The following is a 15,886-nucleotide window of genomic DNA, read 5'->3' on the forward strand; positions in this document are numbered from 1 at the left end:
AATTTAAACTTTGTTAAATCTTCTTTCCTATTAAATGTTTTTGAGGTCTTATAGTTATGTCTGTAATAACCATTCCCTCTCTTTGAGTTATAACGGTTTTTACAGCATTAGCAACTTCCTTAGCTGTAATGTGACTTTCAGGAATATCTCCTTCTTTAAAATTTGCATTTCTATAAAAATTTGTTTTGGTCATATCTGGATGTATAGCTATTACCTTAACTCCATATTTTCTAACCTCATCAAACAAGCTATTAGAAAAATCTGTTATTCCTGCCTTTGTTGCTCCATAAACGCAACCATAAGTACTAGACTTTTTTGCTTCTATAGAGGATATATTTATTATAAAGCCTAAATTTTTCTTTAAATTTCTAAGCATAAGTTGTGTTATTAACATTGGTGCTTCTAAATTTACAGTTATCATTTCATGTATTTTATTAGGATTTAACTCTTCATGTGGTCCAAAATAGCCAACTCCTGCATTATTTACAACTATATGTACATCTTCCTTATTTCTTATTTTTTTTATTTCTTCAATAAGAACATGCATTTTTGTCATATCACAACTTATTTTAATAAAATTAGCTTCATTTATGACAACCTTTGAAAAATCCCTGCCTATACCATAAACTTTATAGCCTAATTCTATTAACACTCTACTTATTTCAAAACCTATTCCAGAAGAAGCTCCTGTAACAACTGCAGCTTTCATCTAATCTTTCCTTTCATATGTATATTTTATCCTTTGGCATATACTTCCTTGTAAGCTCATATGCATACTCTATCATTTCCTTTGACATATCCTTTGAATAGCTGCATATTCCATTAACAGTCTGGAAAGGATAGTTCAATATAATGGAATCATTTCTCTGCTTTCTCATCTTTTTTAAATAATCTTTTGAAACTCTAAATACTCCTATACTCACATCATTTACTTTTTCTGCTTCAAGCTCCTTAAAAGTATTGTCTATTAAATTTTTATATTTTTCTTTCCAACATTCCACATATAACATAGGATCAAAACATATTCTAACCTTCCATCCTTTATTTATAGCACTCTTTACATTTGAGATTCTTGCTCTTACTGAAGGAGTTCTATGTTCATATGTATTTATAACTTCATCTGGTGATAACGTCCAAGCTAAAATCACATTTTCTTCAGATTTTATACATTCAATAGCTTTAAAATTGTCACTTTTAGTCCTAAGCTCAATAGTTAAATTTTTATGGTCCTTAGCAAAATTAATCCAAGTTGAAGCATATCCAATTACATTTTCAAAAGCTAAAATATCTGTATCATATGAAATACAAATATACACTTTATGCTTTTCCAAAAGTTTTTCAGTTTTCTTTAATATATCTTCAATATTGACAAATATAACTATATTAGAAGAAGAATACATTCCTTGAAGATAGCAATATTCACAATCATATATACAATTCATCATATTTGAAGTATAGTAAAAATAGTCATTACCAAAGTCTTCGCAAACTTCTGCACCCTTATATAATAAATTTTTCTTCTTAACAGCTAGTACTAATTTTGGGCTTTTCTTTTGAATCACAAAGTTTTGATGACTTCTCGAAAACACATCCTTATAGTGATTTATCTCAATTATTTCAGCTTGATTAAAATGATTAAGTATTTTTCTTGTATTGGGATGTTCTAGTGCTCCTTTTTCAATATATATATGTGAAAAAAAAGGATTAAATGATTTCTCTTTTAAGTTGTTCAAAATAATCAATCCTTTCTTTTTTAGATGTGCACTGTACATTTCTGTACATTTTTATATTTTTATAAAACTTGCCTTTTTCCAATTTATAATATTTTAAAAGCTGCTTTAGCTGATTTGCCATAGTAACACTTAATCTTAATTTTTTAATTATGTCCTCCACAATTCTTTGCTCTTCCTGGTCTAGAATGCTTTTATTATGTAAAAAAACATTTTTAATATCACTTATCCATTTTATTATTTCTTCCGATTTACTTTCAACTAAATTTGTAATACTATTACTATCTATTTTTTCATTATTCAAATGATCCGAAACAATCTTTATAAAAAATATTTCATGTGGCTGTAAAAACATTAAAGCTGCTTCATATATTGCTGAAGCCTCCATATCTATTATTTCACTTTGAATTTTCATATTTTCATCATTTATTACTTTAGATATAGTTTCAATATTTTCTTCTTTAAAAGGATGCTTTAAAATAATATCTGGATAAAACGTTTTTTTAGTATCATAATCAATAATTTTATTGCACAAAAATATATCTCCAATATGTATATTTTTATTTTTTGAACTACAAATGCCAATATTAATAAATATGTCATCAGATTTTATTTTATATTTTAAAAATAAATAAGTAACTGCTACTGCAGATATTACTTTTCCTACTCCAGTAATTATAAGTACCACATCGTCATTTTTAAACACTTGAAATTTGTGGCATTCTAAATCCTTTTTTAAATTCATCTTCTTTATGAAAGAATATGCTTCAACATAAATGGATGTACTTATAAACGTCATGTGTAATCACTCCCTTAGATGTATACATAATAAAAACACTTTTTACTCATTTAAAAAATTGTGTTTCCAGTCTTTATTAAATTCATAGTACTTTTCAGAACTATGATGATGATTTTCTTTTATCCAGTCTGTTTCTTTTACCATAGGTAAAACTTTCTTTGTAAAACTTTCCTTAAGTAAAGTCCTGTTTAAAATAACTTCATAAATCTTCTGAAGTTCTGTTAATGTAAAACGTTTTGGCAAAAACATAAAAGCTATAGGTGCATATTCTATTTTACTTTTCAACCTTTCTAGTGCAGCATCTATAATTCTCACATGATCAAAAGCCAATTCTTCCTTACTAAAACTTAAAGGTTCATATTCTGATTCTTTGTTAGGCATAATACCATTTTTAACATACTTTTCAGTAACCTTATATATTATTTTATTTTCTTCATCATCAGACGTTAATATTAAATTATATATATCCTTTTTTTCATCTTTTTCTTTAATGGAAAACATAAATTCCTTTTTTACAGAAAACCATTTTACATCACTAGCATCATCTCCAGCCTTAGGCTTTATACTGTTTTTATCTACTAAGGCCATATAAGATATTGATATAACTCTCATTCTAGGATCCCTTTTTACATCATCCCCCCAAGTGTACAGCTGTTCTAAATATACATTTTCTACACTTGTTTCTTCTTTTAATTCTCTGTAAGCTGCTTCATTTAAAGCTTCATCTATATTTACAAAACCACCTGGAATTGCAAAGCACTCCATATAAGGATGATTTTTCCTTTTTATTAGAAGAATTTTAAGCTCTTTTTCAGATGATTTTTTTATATCATCATCTACTAATTTATCATCCATTGTAAAAAGCAGCATATCAACAGTATTAGATGGTTTTTCATAATTTCCTGGTTTATAACCTTCTAAAAACTCCTTTTCAGTTAATCCATCTTTATTCTTAAGTAACATATTTCTCATAAATGTTTCATCCTTTCGTTAAACTTATTGCCAATTTTTTCTACAATATTATCATCATTTAAGTAATAAATCAATAATTTATTTACTCTTTAAAATATATAAAAAATAGCAAGTCAAGCATAAAACTACGCTAACTAGCTATTTTTCAATATGCATTATCTAATTATTTTTTTGTGTATAGCTTATGATTCTGCATACTTTTTTATTAACTCTAAGCAGTATTTTTATATACTCCTACTCAAAAATTCAACTCTTTCATTATTACAAGTCCTAGAAGTCCTGGTCCTGTATGTACTCCTGCCACAGGACTTATATCTCCCATACCAAGAAAAGTTATATTAGGTAATGATTTAAAAGCTTCATACATTTTTTTGCATTCATTTTCAGCACCACCATGCATAACCCAAATTCTGCATTTTGAAGAAGCTAATATGTCCTTTATAATATCCATCAACTTATTTAAAGCCTTTTTATTTCCTCTAACCTTTGCATAAGTATAGTATATTCCAGAAGAATCTATTGATATTATTGGTTTTATATTTAAAAGTTCACCTACAGTACCAGAAACCTTACCTATTCTTCCTCCAATAATAAGATATTTTAATGTATCAACAGCATAAAATACAGATATACTGTCTCTTATTTTAGGCAAAGCTTCCACTATTTCTTCATAAGTTTTACCACTTTCTAAAAGCTCACCGCACTTTATCAATATAGCTCCTGCACCTAAAGTTAAAGACTTAGAGTCAAAAACTGTAGTTATAATATTAGGATAGTTTTCACTTACTAACTTTAATGTGCTATATGTACCTGATAACCCTGAAGAAATAGGTACTATAATAGCATGTGTATATCCTTCAGTTTCTAATTGTTGAAAAAGCTTTTCCATATCCTGCATAGATGGTAATGATGTATGCGGAATTTCTTTTCCTAAATTATCATAAACTTCTTTAGGTGTTATATTTACTCTATCTATATATTCTTTATCCTTATAAACTATCCTTAATGGCAGTACTTTTATATTGTACTTATTAACTATATCTTTATCTAAATCAGATGTACTATCTGTAACTAACGCAATTTTAGTCATTATAATTAGCCGCCTCCCTTGTTATCAAGTATATTATATATCATATTGTTAATATATATCAATAGTGGAATATAGGTGATCACATGCATTCATCTTATATTAATGTTAAAATACAACATCCATATCAAATATTGCATTTTAAGTATGCTACTTATGAAATATTGCCACTATATTTTTCTTTTAAATTACAAATTATATATTGTAATTTTTTAAAAATAACATTATATTAGAATATACAGGAAGAAAAACTAAAACTTTAATTTAAGGAGACTTTTTATGGACTTTTTAAAAGAATTTTTTTCAAAAGAATCTACTAAGAGATTTCTATTTTTTGTTGTTTTAATAATAATTTTGTATTTGGTGAAATCTTTATTAAATATGTTATTGTTGACTTTTCTATTTACTTACTTAATGAATAGTTTGCAAGGTATAATTGTAAAGCAATTAAAAAAAATTACTCCTGTAAAAGAAAAACTTATTACAATTCTTTTGTACACTTTATTATTTACTTCTATAATTTTAATAATAGTAAATTATATACCTTTACTTATTACTGAAACTAAATCTCTGTTAAATCAGCCTATATTTGATTTTAATACTAATTCTAATTCAGACATTATTCAAAAATACTTAGTAAGTGCATTTCAACAAATTGACTTACAAAAGTATGTAAAATCAGGTTTTGATATTACAGTTCAGCTAGCTGCCAATATAGGAAAATGGAGTGCCAATGTATTCCTTGCTATAATGTTAAGTTTATTCTTTATGCTGGAAAAGAAAAAAATTATTACTTTCTTAGAAAAATTTAAAACAAGCAAAGTAAGTGTTATGTTTAAATACTTTAGCTTTTTTGGAAATAATTTTTTAAATTCCTTTGGTAAGGTAATACAAGCTCAAATTGTAATAGCTTTTGCAAACACCATAATTTCTGTTATTATGCTTTCTATATTAAGATTCCCTCAATTAATTTCATTGGGATTTATGATATTTATATTAAGTTTAGTTCCAGTAGCAGGAGTTATAATTTCACTTATACCACTTTCCTTAATTGCATTTAAAATAGGTGGATTTACTAAGGTTTTATATGTGCTAATTATGGTAGCAGTAGTTCATTCACTTGAAAGTTATGTTTTAAACCCAAAATTGATGTCAGCTAAAATTGAATTGCCTATATTCTTTACTTTTATAATTCTTATAGCTTCAGAACATTTTATGGGAGTATGGGGATTACTTATAGGTATTCCACTTGTAATGTTCATATTGGATTTACTTGATGTAAAAGTAAATGATTAGCTCATCATATTATTTTAAGACAAATTCATAATGAACTATATTTTAAAATTATTACAAAATGAAAGCTATAAAACTAAAATATAATAAAATGTACCTTGAAGTAGATGATTTTAAAAATCTATTTTTAGGTACATTTTTATTATTTCCTTATTTCATAGCTTTTATATAAAATTAATTTCATAATTTCCATTATATATTTTCTACAGCAACAATGGTTACATTCCTTAAATTCCAATCATAAGTTAAATCATATACTTCTTGAGTTTCTACATTTCTAACTTTAGGGCGAATAGAACATTCTTCATTATTTTCTACTACAATAACTTTTTCTCCATTGCTCAATCTTAAAATTGATCCTACAGGATATGGTGCCACTCTTCTAAGAAATACTTTTACTAACTTTGGATCAAACATTTGTCCATTATTAGCCATTATGTATTCTATGGCTTCTGAAGGTATACATGCCTTTCTTGTAGGTGATTCTGTAACCAATTTATCATAAGCATCACAAAGACATATAATTCTTCCAAACTTTGATATCTCATCTCCTTTTTTACCATCAGGATATCCTTTGCCGTCAAATCTCTCATGATGCTGAAGTACACCTACATAAGACGTAACAGGTATAGTATAATATTGTTTTATATACCTATACCCAAGCTCAGAATGACTCCTTAATAATTTTTCTTCTTCCTCTGTTAATTTTCCAGTTTTATTTAATACATCTTTAGATATAAACACCTTGCCAATATCATGTAGTAATCCCGCAGCAGTCAATTTTTCTATTCTTTTAGTATCAAAATTAAGTCCTACTCCAACCACAGCTGCTAATACACCTACATTTAAGCAATGAGTATACATATAGTCATCAAAAGTTTTAATATCTATCATATTTATCATTATATTTTTATTGCGTAAGATTTCAAACATAATACTTTTAGCTATGTTTTCAACCATACTTATTGTTCTTACTACATTACGTGAATTATTGTATATGTTTTTAATAGATTTAATTGCTTCAATTCTAAGTTCATCTGAAATTATATTCTTTACATCTATATCAGAAGATATACTATCGTCTATATAAACACCATTAACTCCTATTTTTATAAGACTAGCTATATATTCTTCAGTTAAAATTACATCTTCAGCTAAAAGTACAACACCTTCAGTAGAATATATGTTTTTACCAAGCCTCATACCTTCTTTAAGGCATAGTACTGGAATGTATCTCATATTAATTATTTCCTCCAATTCTTCATCGTATATTGCTATTATCGAACTAATTAAGTGTAGTTTTATTTTTAACATATATAGTTTAATAATAGATATCTATTGATATTTATTATTAAACTGTATATAATATACTTAATCCATTTATATTCAGAAAGTAGTTTTACCCCAAATCCATTAATTTTTTAAGATCCCCCAAAGTTACTACTTTCTGAATACTTTTTACATGAATAAATCCCTTAATAGTATGCCAATCTATTAAAGGATTGCTTAAATTATTTTAAACTACTTCTATTACATCTCCTGATTTTATATAACCACCTCTTAAAACTTTTGTAAATATACCTTCCCTTGGCATAATACAGTCACCTACCTGACTACGTATAGCACATCCTTTATGACATTCTTTTCCTATTTGAGTCACTTCCATTAAAGTTTCACCTATTTTAAGCTTAGTTCCAATTGGAAGTTCATATAAAGTTATTCCTTCTGTAGTTAAGTTTTCTGCAAATTTACCACTACTTAATCCTTCTACTCCCATAGCTTTCATTTTATCAATACTTTCCTTCGAAAGTAAACTAACCTGCCTATGCCAGTCCCCAGCATGAGCATCTCCCTCTAATCCATAATTTTCTTTAAAAAAGCCTCTTTCTATAGGTTTTTTTATAACTCCCTTAACTTCACTTATATTTACAGCAACAACTTTAGCCATTTCCTCATTCCTCCCCATATATAATTTGAAAATTAGCGCTGAAACACTCCCGATTTTCCTCCACTTTTTCGCATGAGCATAATATCTGATATTACCATTCCTCTATCTATGGCTTTACACATATCATAAATAGTAAGTGCAGCCACTGAAACTGCAGTAAGAGCTTCCATTTCAATTCCAGTTTTTCCTACAGTTTTAGTTACTGCTTCAATATCTATCTTCAAATTTTCAAAATCTAGATTGAATCTAATGTCACACCCTGATATCATAATTGGATGACACATTGGAATAATATGTGACGTATTTTTAGCTCCCATTATAGCACCAACTTGTGCCACTGAAAGTACATCACCTTTTTTTATTCCCCCATCATTAATTCTTTTAAGAGTTTCCTCTTTCATATATATAGAGCCTTTTGCTATTGCTTCCCTTTCGGTATCATTTTTTTCACTTACATCAACCATTTTAGCTCTTCCTTCATCGTTTATATGTGTAAGTTCCATGTCCTTCCTCCTTTTTTATACTATCTTGCACACTCTGAGGCCTTACCTGTCAATATATCTATTCCATGTGGAAGTGCAGGTAGTACTGCTTGCAAATTTTCCACTGCTCCCTTAGGGCTGCCAGGCAAATTAATAATTAAAGTATCGTTTCTTATACCTGCAATTGCTCTTGAAAGCATAGCTTTAGGAGTTACTTTTAAGGATTCGCTTCTCATAACCTCTCCTATACCAGGTACATATTTTTTTATCACTTTCATTGTGGCCTCAGGGGTTACATCTCTTTTTGAAAAACCTGTGCCTCCATTAGTCAGTACTAAGTTTACTTTTAAATCATCTGAAAGATATACTAACTCTTCTACTATTTTATCTAATTCATCGGGTACAATTTTATAGTAATCTATACTATAATAATTTGGATCTAATATATTCTTTAATGCTTCTCCTGTTCCATCTTCTCTTTCTCCTCTAGATCCTTTATCACTTACAGTAATTATAGCTGTCTTTATCATTTTATCCCCACCTAACAATGAAAATTTATATTTTAGATTTATGTAATATTCTTAAACCTATAATACATGAATTTTCAAAATTTTGCAATGTAACACTTAAATTTAGTATGCTATACTTCCTTATAATCTACATCCACAATTTTCTTTTCAGAAAGGTCAAATTCATCTTTTTCATCATATATGGTGCTATTTCTCTCAAATGTTTCTTCTTTTATATCTTTTTGATTTTTCCAATTTTTAAACTTTTTAATAACTTTTCTACATGCCCAAAAAACAACACCAATCAATGCTACCCAAGGCAAAATTCTAATAAATAAAACAAAAACTATTATCCCAATTGCTATTTTAAAGATTCCTGAAAAATTTCTATTTACAAAATCCATAATTAACAAACCTCTTTTCATTTTTGATATTTTTTAATTTACTATCTTTTAAATAATGTATTCTTACTATATGATATATTATATCATATCATTTTAATAAATGGTATCAAATATTACTTAATAAAGTATTAATAAAGTATTAACTTTTTTCAATCCACTTATCTTTTATATAAACATTTAAAAGGAATATTTCAAAAAAGGTGGAATAAATATATTTATAATAACTATAATGAAAGGCAGGTCACAATATGCTATTATACTTTTTACTATCTATAATGCTCTTCTTACTAATAGTCGAAATAATTACTGTTTTTTTTAAACTTACAGGCTTATCTGAAGAAAAGTCAAGATTTCAAGTCATATCTCTACTTACAGGATCTGGATTTACCACAAAAGAAGCTGAACTCATAACTCAACATCCAACTAGAAGAAGATTAGCACAAATACTTATGATTTTAGGATATGTAGGCTTTCTTACTGGTATATCTTTTTTAGTAGATATAATTAAACATTCTATGTCTATAAAAAATCTTCCCATACTGATAATATTTTTCATATTCATGTGGTTAATTTTAAGAGAAAAACTACTTATAGGCTATTTGGACAACCTTATAGAAAAAATAATATTAAAAAAATATTCAAAATATAAATCTCCAACTAAAATGTACAAGCTTGTTACTAGAGCTAAAGGTTATGGCGTATATAACATTGTCATAGATGAAAATAGCGGATTAGTTGGTGTTGCATTAAAAGATTCTAATTTAAAACCCCGAAATATGATAATTTTAAATATAGATAAAGGTAATCAATTTATAGGTTTTCCTAAGAGAGATTATGTATTAGAAAAAGGGGACAATATTTTATTATATGGTAAAGTAGAAGAAATTCTAAAAACATTTCATTTAAATAAATCTCCAAAAAAACATTAAATTCTTAAACAAAAGGACAAATCATATTATAACTTGATTTGTCCTTTCTATAATATTATTTTTTACTATCTTGATACCAATTATTAATAACTCTTGTACTTTCTTCACTAGGATAATATCTTTTATCTATACTATTTTCTCCTATTGCAAATATAGAAAATCCTAAGAACCAGGATTCTTTTTCAAATGCTCTTCTATAACCTTCAAAGCAATTAGCTTGCTCTACATTATTGGTTATATCATTTTGATATGGATTCCATGGATGTACAGAAGCATCATTAGTTTTTGGAAATCCTAATTCTCCAAAAAAAATAGGTTTATTCCACTTATCATGGAAGTTTTTTATTTCTTGCTTTATATTCTGTTTTCTATCATATATTTGTGTGCTCTCTATAGCACTAAATATATTTTCTGCAGTATTAGTACTGCTATTTGTAAGTTCAAAGTAAGCTGCAATAGAAATGAAATCCAGCTTTGAAAACATTTTATTATTTAACTTGTTTTCATAAGCAGTAATTGTATCTGGCTTCCACTTAGCTGTATACCACCAACCCATTCTATAAGTTACTAATCCTTTATAATATTTTCTAACATAATCTATAGTATCACACCAATAACCTTCTGCAAATTCCATGTTTACAAAGCTTGAACCTATATTCAATGCATCTACATGATATGGTACTGCAATATCATCAATTAAAGTTTTTAATACTTTACTTTTCCAATTCCAAAAAAAAGTATTTAGATCATTAGGTTTCCAAGCTGTTTCATATTTACTTCCATTATCTATCCATGGATAAGGTTCTAATATTATATTTATCTTCTTTCCTTTTAGTTTCTTTATCAAATTTTTTGCCTTCTCTTCACTAGCTTTATCTACTGTCATATCACTAGATGACAAATCTTTTATGTTTACAACAACAGGAACATTTAAAGTATTTAACTTAAATTTATCTACATCACTTATAGCCTCATCGATTTTATAATCTGTAGCTAAATTACCTGATTTAATTTTTGTTTGAAATTTTTCATTTAGCGTTTTTCCCTCAATTTTATTTATATTTTTGTTAACAAATCCTCTAGAATCTGGATTAGTCATAATAACATGAAATGCAACACCAATTATAATTATTATCATCAATAATATTATGATTTTTTTCTTATTCATTTTTACCTCCATTTGTTAGATAAATTTTCTAAAGCTAACTGAAATTTTGTTCAAATTAAGTGCAATGTTTGCAAAGAAAATACTTTTGTTTCGATTTAAATTTTAAAAATATTAAATTAAAAATAGGCAATATATATAAATAAAATAAATATGGTATACATGAAGCATCTGCTCCTAAATTCACTATTGGAAGAAGTAATGCAATATTCCATGGTATTAAAGCACAAATAATTATTGCTGTATTTTCTAAATCAACAGCTAAAGCTTCATTATTCATTTTGTTTTTTTCATAAGCCTTTTTATTCAACATATGTGTCAATATAACTGCAATAGCTTGGCTACATCCAAATGCTGAAGAGAGTATTCCTGTGATAACCATATTTCTAAAAAGCTTATACCTGGAATTTGCCTTATAAGTTATATTTTCAATGATATTCAACATTCCAGTTTCTTCAAAAATTCCAGAAAAAGCAGAAGATATAAATACCACTAAAGATGTTTTTAACATTGAGATAACTCCCCCACCTTTTATTATTGAATAAAGTGGATTAAACTTATCCATACTGTATCCTAAAATTATATATTTCATTGAATTTACAATAGTATTATGCTGAACAATAACACTTAATAAAAAGGCTGTAATTATACTAATAAGCATTGAAATTTTTACATTCACTTTAAATAAGGAAAAAATAATGATTACTAAAGCAGGCAATAAAACAACTATATTTACACTAAATACTTTTAATATTTCATCATTTATAGCACTGCTAGATTTATGTAAAGGAAATATTTGTGATATAGCAGCATAAAAAATAATTGAAATAAAAAAAGGCACTATACAACTCTTGAACATATTTTTTATATTATCATAAATATCTGTTCCTGTAATATAGGCAACAAGACTTGCACTAGAAGACATAGGAGAACATCTATCTCCAAAATATGCACCTGCTATAATAGCTCCTGCTGTTGCTGCAATATCAACCCTACCACTTCTTGCAATAACTATAAGTGCTATCCCAACAGTACCTACAGTACCAAAAGATGTTCCTATAAGTAATGATACAAAACTACTAATTAAAAATGCACATAAAATAAAAATATTAGGTCTTAATAATTTTATTCCATAATAAACTATTGCAGACACAGTACCTGAAGCCATCCATACTGCTGTAATAGCCCCAATAAGCACAAATATTTTTATAACTAAAACAGATTTTTTTCCTCCTTTATAAGCCATTATTAGAACATCCTTAGCAGGGTAACCCCTTTTTACTGCTGCTACAAAAAACATCATTAAGCCTATAATCAAAGGATATGCAACAAATATTCCTTTGTAAACACTTAAAATCAACAGTAAAAATGTAACAATAAAACATATAATCAAATCCAAGATAAACACCTCATTATTTGTGTATTAATTTTGCAATTACTGCAAGCATTCCTGATGTAATCAGTGGGCCTACTGGAACTCCACCTAAAAAAGCTGCGGCTGCTACTGATCCTAAAATCATTGCAGGCATAACATCTCCATGTCCCTGTACAGTAAGATAGTTTAAACCAAGACCACTTAAATAGGTAGTTAAAAAGGATAAGATTAATGCAATTATACCTATCCATGATGTAAATACACTTTTTACATTATTGGATGTAATAGTTCCCTTTGCAATGGGAATTAATATAGCAGCTATAAGTACTATCAATCCTATAGTTACACCATTCTTCTCTATAAATGGGAAAATATATCCTTCTATATTTAAAAGTTTAATCATTAAAAGAATACAGGTAGCTATTGCTACAGAATTTGCTTTACCTACTACTGATGCAATAAGTATCACAATTAACATAATATTTGATTCCAAAATAAATCATCCCCCGCAAAAATATAATTATTAAATATTTTTAATACCAAATATATTCTTTTACATTTAAACTATTCACAATCCTGATTTAAATTATAATTTAAGTTTGACCATTTTACCATAGATAGGCATAATATATATTATACTACTCCATAAATCAATATGTAATATATAAATCTAAGTTATATAGTTACAGCTAATTGTAAGCATTATTATAATTTATATTTCAATGAAAGGAATGTTCAAAATGAAATCTTGGGTACATGAATCAATATTTTATCATATATATCCATTAGGATTTTGTGAAACTCCTATTTTAAATAATTCTGAAATTCAAATTGTAAATAGAATAGAGAAAATTAAACAGTGGATTCCACATATGAAATCTTTGGGTATAAATACAGTTTATTTAGGTCCTATTTTTGAATCTAATACTCATGGGTATGATACCACTGACTATTATAAAATTGATAAAAGACTAGGGAGTAATGAAGATTTTAAAAACCTTTGTAAATCACTACATGAAAATGGAATTAGAATAGTACTAGATGGAGTGTTTAATCATGTAGGAAGAAACTTTTTTGCATTTAAAGACATCATAAAAAATAAGCAAAATTCCAAATACTGCAATTGGTTTTCAAATATTAATTTTAACTTAGAAAGTCCTTACAAAGATAACTTTTCATATGATACATGGGAAGGACATTATGAGCTAGTAAAACTAAATTTACAAGATTCCGAAGTAAGAGATCATTTATTTAAGGCTATATCTTATTGGATAGAAAATTTTAATATTGATGGTTTAAGATTAGATGCTGCCAATTGCTTAGATATAAAATTTCTAAAAGAACTTTCATTTTACTGTAAAAACAAAAAAGAAGATTTTTGGTTAATGGGTGAAGTAATACATGGTGATTATAATATATGGGCAAATGAAAATATGTTAGATTCTATCACTAACTATGAATGTTATAAAGGTATTTATTCAAGTTTAAATGATAAAAACTATTTTGAAATAAATTATTCTCTTAATAGACAGTTTGGAGAACATGGAATATACAAAAATTTAAATCTTTATAATTTTATTGATAATCATGATGTAACTAGAATATCAAGTATATTAAATAATCCAAATCATATTTATCTTGCATATACTATGCTTTTCACAATACCTGGAATACCTTCTGTATACTATGGCAGTGAATATGGTATTAAAGGAAAAAAAGAAAAGAATTCTGATTTAACTTTAAGACCCAGCTTAAGTGAAATAAAAAATCAAACATTAAATGAAGACATTTTTAATTTAATAGCTCAACTTTCTAAAATAAGAACTTCTTATCCTTCATTAAAGTTTGGAATATATAAGGAAATTGTTATAAAGAATGAACAAATTGTCTTTGCTAGAATTTACAATAAAGAAACCATTTTAGTTGTATTAAACTTATCAGATAAGGAAATTAGCTCCTTTAAATTTAATATTCCTAATTGGAGAACTTACTTAGTAGATATTCTAGATAATAATAAGGAATACACTTTAGTAAATGGAATAATAACTTTAAATCTTGAACCTTACTGTAAAAAAATATTAAAAGTTTGCTAAAAGCTTTTTTTCTAGATGAAAATTGATAGTAAAATATACATCTAAATTTTATAATTTGTTTTTCAATATAATACTATCAATCTTCATCATATAAATATTAATTATCATTTGCTGTAAATTTCAAAGATATGTTATATTCTATCTTTGAAATTTAAAATAATACATTTTTTATTTTCACCACATATAATATTGCACATATTTTTTTCTCCACATATTAATGATATGTTATAATATGTTTCTGAACTATTAGGATTTAATTTTATAACCTTTATATAATCCTCAATGGCTTCTTTATATTTTCCTATTAAGTAAAATGCTGTTCCTCTATTGTTATACGCATCTTCATATTTACTATCTATTGCAATTGCTTTATTATAATCTTCAATTGCTTTATTGTATTCTCCAATACTATAATACATAATTCCTCTATTACAATAAGCTTCTTTATCCTCAGGATTTAAAACAATTGTTTTATAAAAATCTTTTATTGCCTTATGATATTTATTTTGAGCCTTATATGTTAACCCCCTATTAAAATAAGCATTATAATTTTCATCATCTAATTCTATTACTTTAGTATAGCTATCTAAAGCTTTCTCATATTCTCTATTTTCATAATAAGCAACCGCCATATTGTTATAAGCTTCTTTATCTTTAGGATTTAATTCTATTACCCTCATAAAATCCTTTATTGCTTTAGAATATTCTTTTAAGCTTCTAAATACCTCTCCTCTATTAAAATAAGCATCTATATATTTAGAATTCATATTTATTGCCATTGTATAAAATTTAATTTTTTCATCATCGTAAATTGAATAATATGCTTTACAATAAAATTTTTCTGCTATCTTCTTTTTATCTTCAAATGTTCTTAATTCAATAGGTTTATTATTAATTATAAACATCTCCTTTAAAACATCCTATTCTACTATTATATGATACATCTAAAAAATGGTCACAATTTTTAGATATATCATATAATTCATGACACTACCAATTCTAAGCTTTATACACAAATATCAATTATTTATTTTATTAAAAAATTATTTAATTCAATAAAAATTTGTATTAGTATTAAATAATTTATCTTATTTTGGGTT

General features: G+C 26.5%; 17 protein-coding genes. 3 read left to right on the top strand and 14 right to left on the bottom strand.

Going from position 1 to position 15,886, the window contains the following annotated elements:
* Nucleotides 1–13 precede the first annotated feature (13 nt).
* The 5 genes from Q6H37_RS14950 to Q6H37_RS14970 form a co-directional block, all read right to left on the bottom strand.
* A complete protein-coding gene (locus tag Q6H37_RS14950; protein WP_318733515.1) occupies nucleotides 14–709 on the bottom strand; it encodes an SDR family oxidoreductase in 696 nt (231 codons plus the stop codon).
* Nucleotides 710–722: 13 nt separating this feature from the next.
* Nucleotides 723–1,733, bottom strand: a complete 1,011-nt coding sequence (locus Q6H37_RS14955) for an SPL family radical SAM protein (protein WP_318733517.1) — start codon at nucleotides 1,731–1,733, stop codon at nucleotides 723–725.
* Nucleotides 1,705–2,529, bottom strand: a complete 825-nt coding sequence (locus Q6H37_RS14960; RefSeq protein WP_318733519.1) for a hypothetical protein — start codon at nucleotides 2,527–2,529, stop codon at nucleotides 1,705–1,707. Before Q6H37_RS14960 ends, Q6H37_RS14955 begins: the two co-directional genes overlap by 29 nt.
* Before the next feature lie 42 nt (nucleotides 2,530–2,571).
* Nucleotides 2,572–3,501 carry an NUDIX hydrolase gene (locus tag Q6H37_RS14965; protein WP_318733521.1) on the bottom strand — a complete coding sequence of 310 codons (930 nt, stop codon included), beginning with the start codon at nucleotides 3,499–3,501 and terminating at the stop codon, nucleotides 2,572–2,574.
* Between the two features lie 238 nt (nucleotides 3,502–3,739).
* Entirely contained in the window at nucleotides 3,740–4,591 is an 852-nt protein-coding gene (locus Q6H37_RS14970; RefSeq protein ID WP_318733524.1) for a DegV family protein, read from the bottom strand.
* 276 nt (nucleotides 4,592–4,867) lie between these two features.
* On the opposite strand from Q6H37_RS14970, the gene Q6H37_RS14975 reads away from it, so the two are divergent.
* Entirely contained in the window at nucleotides 4,868–5,884 is a 1,017-nt protein-coding gene (locus Q6H37_RS14975) for an AI-2E family transporter (protein ID WP_318733526.1), read from the top strand.
* 189 nt (nucleotides 5,885–6,073) lie between these two features.
* On the opposite strand, the gene Q6H37_RS14980 is transcribed toward Q6H37_RS14975, so the two are convergent.
* The 5 genes from Q6H37_RS14980 to Q6H37_RS15000 form a co-directional block, all read right to left on the bottom strand.
* Nucleotides 6,074–7,120 carry an HD-GYP domain-containing protein gene (locus tag Q6H37_RS14980; protein WP_318733529.1) on the bottom strand — a complete coding sequence of 349 codons (1,047 nt, stop codon included), beginning with the start codon at nucleotides 7,118–7,120 and terminating at the stop codon, nucleotides 6,074–6,076.
* A 277-nt stretch (nucleotides 7,121–7,397) separates the two neighbouring features.
* Entirely contained in the window at nucleotides 7,398–7,829 is a 432-nt protein-coding gene (locus Q6H37_RS14985; RefSeq protein ID WP_318733531.1) for an MOSC domain-containing protein, read from the bottom strand.
* Between the two features lie 32 nt (nucleotides 7,830–7,861).
* The gene (gene moaC / locus Q6H37_RS14990; protein WP_318733534.1) at nucleotides 7,862–8,332 is read right to left on the bottom strand and encodes a cyclic pyranopterin monophosphate synthase MoaC; all 471 of its coding nucleotides are present in this window, start codon (nucleotides 8,330–8,332) and stop codon (nucleotides 7,862–7,864) included.
* A 20-nt stretch (nucleotides 8,333–8,352) separates the two neighbouring features.
* Nucleotides 8,353–8,841, bottom strand: a complete 489-nt coding sequence (locus Q6H37_RS14995) for a MogA/MoaB family molybdenum cofactor biosynthesis protein (protein WP_318733536.1) — start codon at nucleotides 8,839–8,841, stop codon at nucleotides 8,353–8,355.
* A gap of 110 nt (nucleotides 8,842–8,951) precedes the next feature.
* The gene (locus tag Q6H37_RS15000) at nucleotides 8,952–9,224 is read right to left on the bottom strand and encodes a hypothetical protein (RefSeq protein WP_318733538.1); all 273 of its coding nucleotides are present in this window, start codon (nucleotides 9,222–9,224) and stop codon (nucleotides 8,952–8,954) included.
* Nucleotides 9,225–9,472: 248 nt separating this feature from the next.
* On the opposite strand from Q6H37_RS15000, the gene Q6H37_RS15005 reads away from it, so the two are divergent.
* The gene (locus Q6H37_RS15005; RefSeq protein WP_318733539.1) at nucleotides 9,473–10,153 is read left to right on the top strand and encodes a TrkA C-terminal domain-containing protein; all 681 of its coding nucleotides are present in this window, start codon (nucleotides 9,473–9,475) and stop codon (nucleotides 10,151–10,153) included.
* Between the two features lie 55 nt (nucleotides 10,154–10,208).
* On the opposite strand, the gene Q6H37_RS15010 is transcribed toward Q6H37_RS15005, so the two are convergent.
* Genes Q6H37_RS15010 through Q6H37_RS15020 form a run of 3 tightly spaced genes read right to left on the bottom strand, consistent with a single transcriptional unit; the run spans nucleotide 10,209 to nucleotide 13,186 of the window.
* Complete coding sequence (locus Q6H37_RS15010) at nucleotides 10,209–11,321, bottom strand: glycoside hydrolase family 113 (RefSeq protein WP_318733541.1); 1,113 nt, start codon at nucleotides 11,319–11,321, stop codon at nucleotides 10,209–10,211.
* A gap of 55 nt (nucleotides 11,322–11,376) precedes the next feature.
* Nucleotides 11,377–12,717, bottom strand: coding sequence for a Na+/H+ antiporter NhaC family protein (locus tag Q6H37_RS15015; protein WP_318733543.1), 1,341 nt, complete (start codon nucleotides 12,715–12,717; stop codon nucleotides 11,377–11,379).
* Nucleotides 12,718–12,730: 13 nt separating this feature from the next.
* On the bottom strand, nucleotides 12,731–13,186 hold the full coding sequence (locus Q6H37_RS15020; RefSeq protein WP_318733545.1) for a DUF441 domain-containing protein: 456 nt from the start codon (nucleotides 13,184–13,186) through the stop codon (nucleotides 12,731–12,733).
* Nucleotides 13,187–13,433: 247 nt separating this feature from the next.
* On the opposite strand from Q6H37_RS15020, the gene Q6H37_RS15025 reads away from it, so the two are divergent.
* The gene (locus Q6H37_RS15025) at nucleotides 13,434–14,786 is read left to right on the top strand and encodes an alpha-amylase family glycosyl hydrolase (RefSeq protein ID WP_318733546.1); all 1,353 of its coding nucleotides are present in this window, start codon (nucleotides 13,434–13,436) and stop codon (nucleotides 14,784–14,786) included.
* A gap of 131 nt (nucleotides 14,787–14,917) precedes the next feature.
* Here Q6H37_RS15025 and Q6H37_RS15030 read toward each other — a convergent pair whose 3' ends face one another.
* On the bottom strand, nucleotides 14,918–15,691 hold the full coding sequence (locus tag Q6H37_RS15030; protein WP_318733548.1) for a tetratricopeptide repeat protein: 774 nt from the start codon (nucleotides 15,689–15,691) through the stop codon (nucleotides 14,918–14,920).
* Nucleotides 15,692–15,886 lie beyond the last annotated feature (195 nt).

Source organism: Clostridium sp. JS66, assembly GCF_033561535.1.
Taxonomy (GTDB): domain Bacteria; phylum Bacillota; class Clostridia; order Clostridiales; family Clostridiaceae; genus Clostridium_AM; species Clostridium_AM carboxidivorans.

Excerpts from the sequence above, each read along its gene's own strand:
- Q6H37_RS15030 (WP_318733548.1), bottom strand. The coding sequence starts at position 15,691 with ATGTTTATAATTAATAATAAACCTATTGAATTAAGAACATTTGAAGAT.
- Q6H37_RS14950 (WP_318733515.1), bottom strand. The coding sequence starts at position 709 with ATGAAAGCTGCAGTTGTTACAGGAGCTTCTTCTGGAATAGGTTTTGAA.
- Q6H37_RS14980 (WP_318733529.1), bottom strand. The coding sequence starts at position 7,120 with ATGAGATACATTCCAGTACTATGCCTTAAAGAAGGTATGAGGCTTGGT.
- Q6H37_RS14995 (WP_318733536.1), bottom strand. The coding sequence starts at position 8,841 with ATGATAAAGACAGCTATAATTACTGTAAGTGATAAAGGATCTAGAGGA.
- Q6H37_RS14960 (WP_318733519.1), bottom strand. The coding sequence starts at position 2,529 with ATGACGTTTATAAGTACATCCATTTATGTTGAAGCATATTCTTTCATA.
- Q6H37_RS15025 (WP_318733546.1), top strand. The coding sequence starts at position 13,434 with ATGAAATCTTGGGTACATGAATCAATATTTTATCATATATATCCATTA.
- Q6H37_RS15010 (WP_318733541.1), bottom strand. The coding sequence starts at position 11,321 with ATGAATAAGAAAAAAATCATAATATTATTGATGATAATAATTATAATT.
- moaC (WP_318733534.1), bottom strand. The coding sequence starts at position 8,332 with ATGGAACTTACACATATAAACGATGAAGGAAGAGCTAAAATGGTTGAT.
- Q6H37_RS14965 (WP_318733521.1), bottom strand. The coding sequence starts at position 3,501 with ATGAGAAATATGTTACTTAAGAATAAAGATGGATTAACTGAAAAGGAG.
- Q6H37_RS15000 (WP_318733538.1), bottom strand. The coding sequence starts at position 9,224 with ATGGATTTTGTAAATAGAAATTTTTCAGGAATCTTTAAAATAGCAATT.
- Q6H37_RS14975 (WP_318733526.1), top strand. The coding sequence starts at position 4,868 with ATGGACTTTTTAAAAGAATTTTTTTCAAAAGAATCTACTAAGAGATTT.
- Q6H37_RS14970 (WP_318733524.1), bottom strand. The coding sequence starts at position 4,591 with ATGACTAAAATTGCGTTAGTTACAGATAGTACATCTGATTTAGATAAA.
- Q6H37_RS15005 (WP_318733539.1), top strand. The coding sequence starts at position 9,473 with ATGCTATTATACTTTTTACTATCTATAATGCTCTTCTTACTAATAGTC.
- Q6H37_RS14985 (WP_318733531.1), bottom strand. The coding sequence starts at position 7,829 with ATGGCTAAAGTTGTTGCTGTAAATATAAGTGAAGTTAAGGGAGTTATA.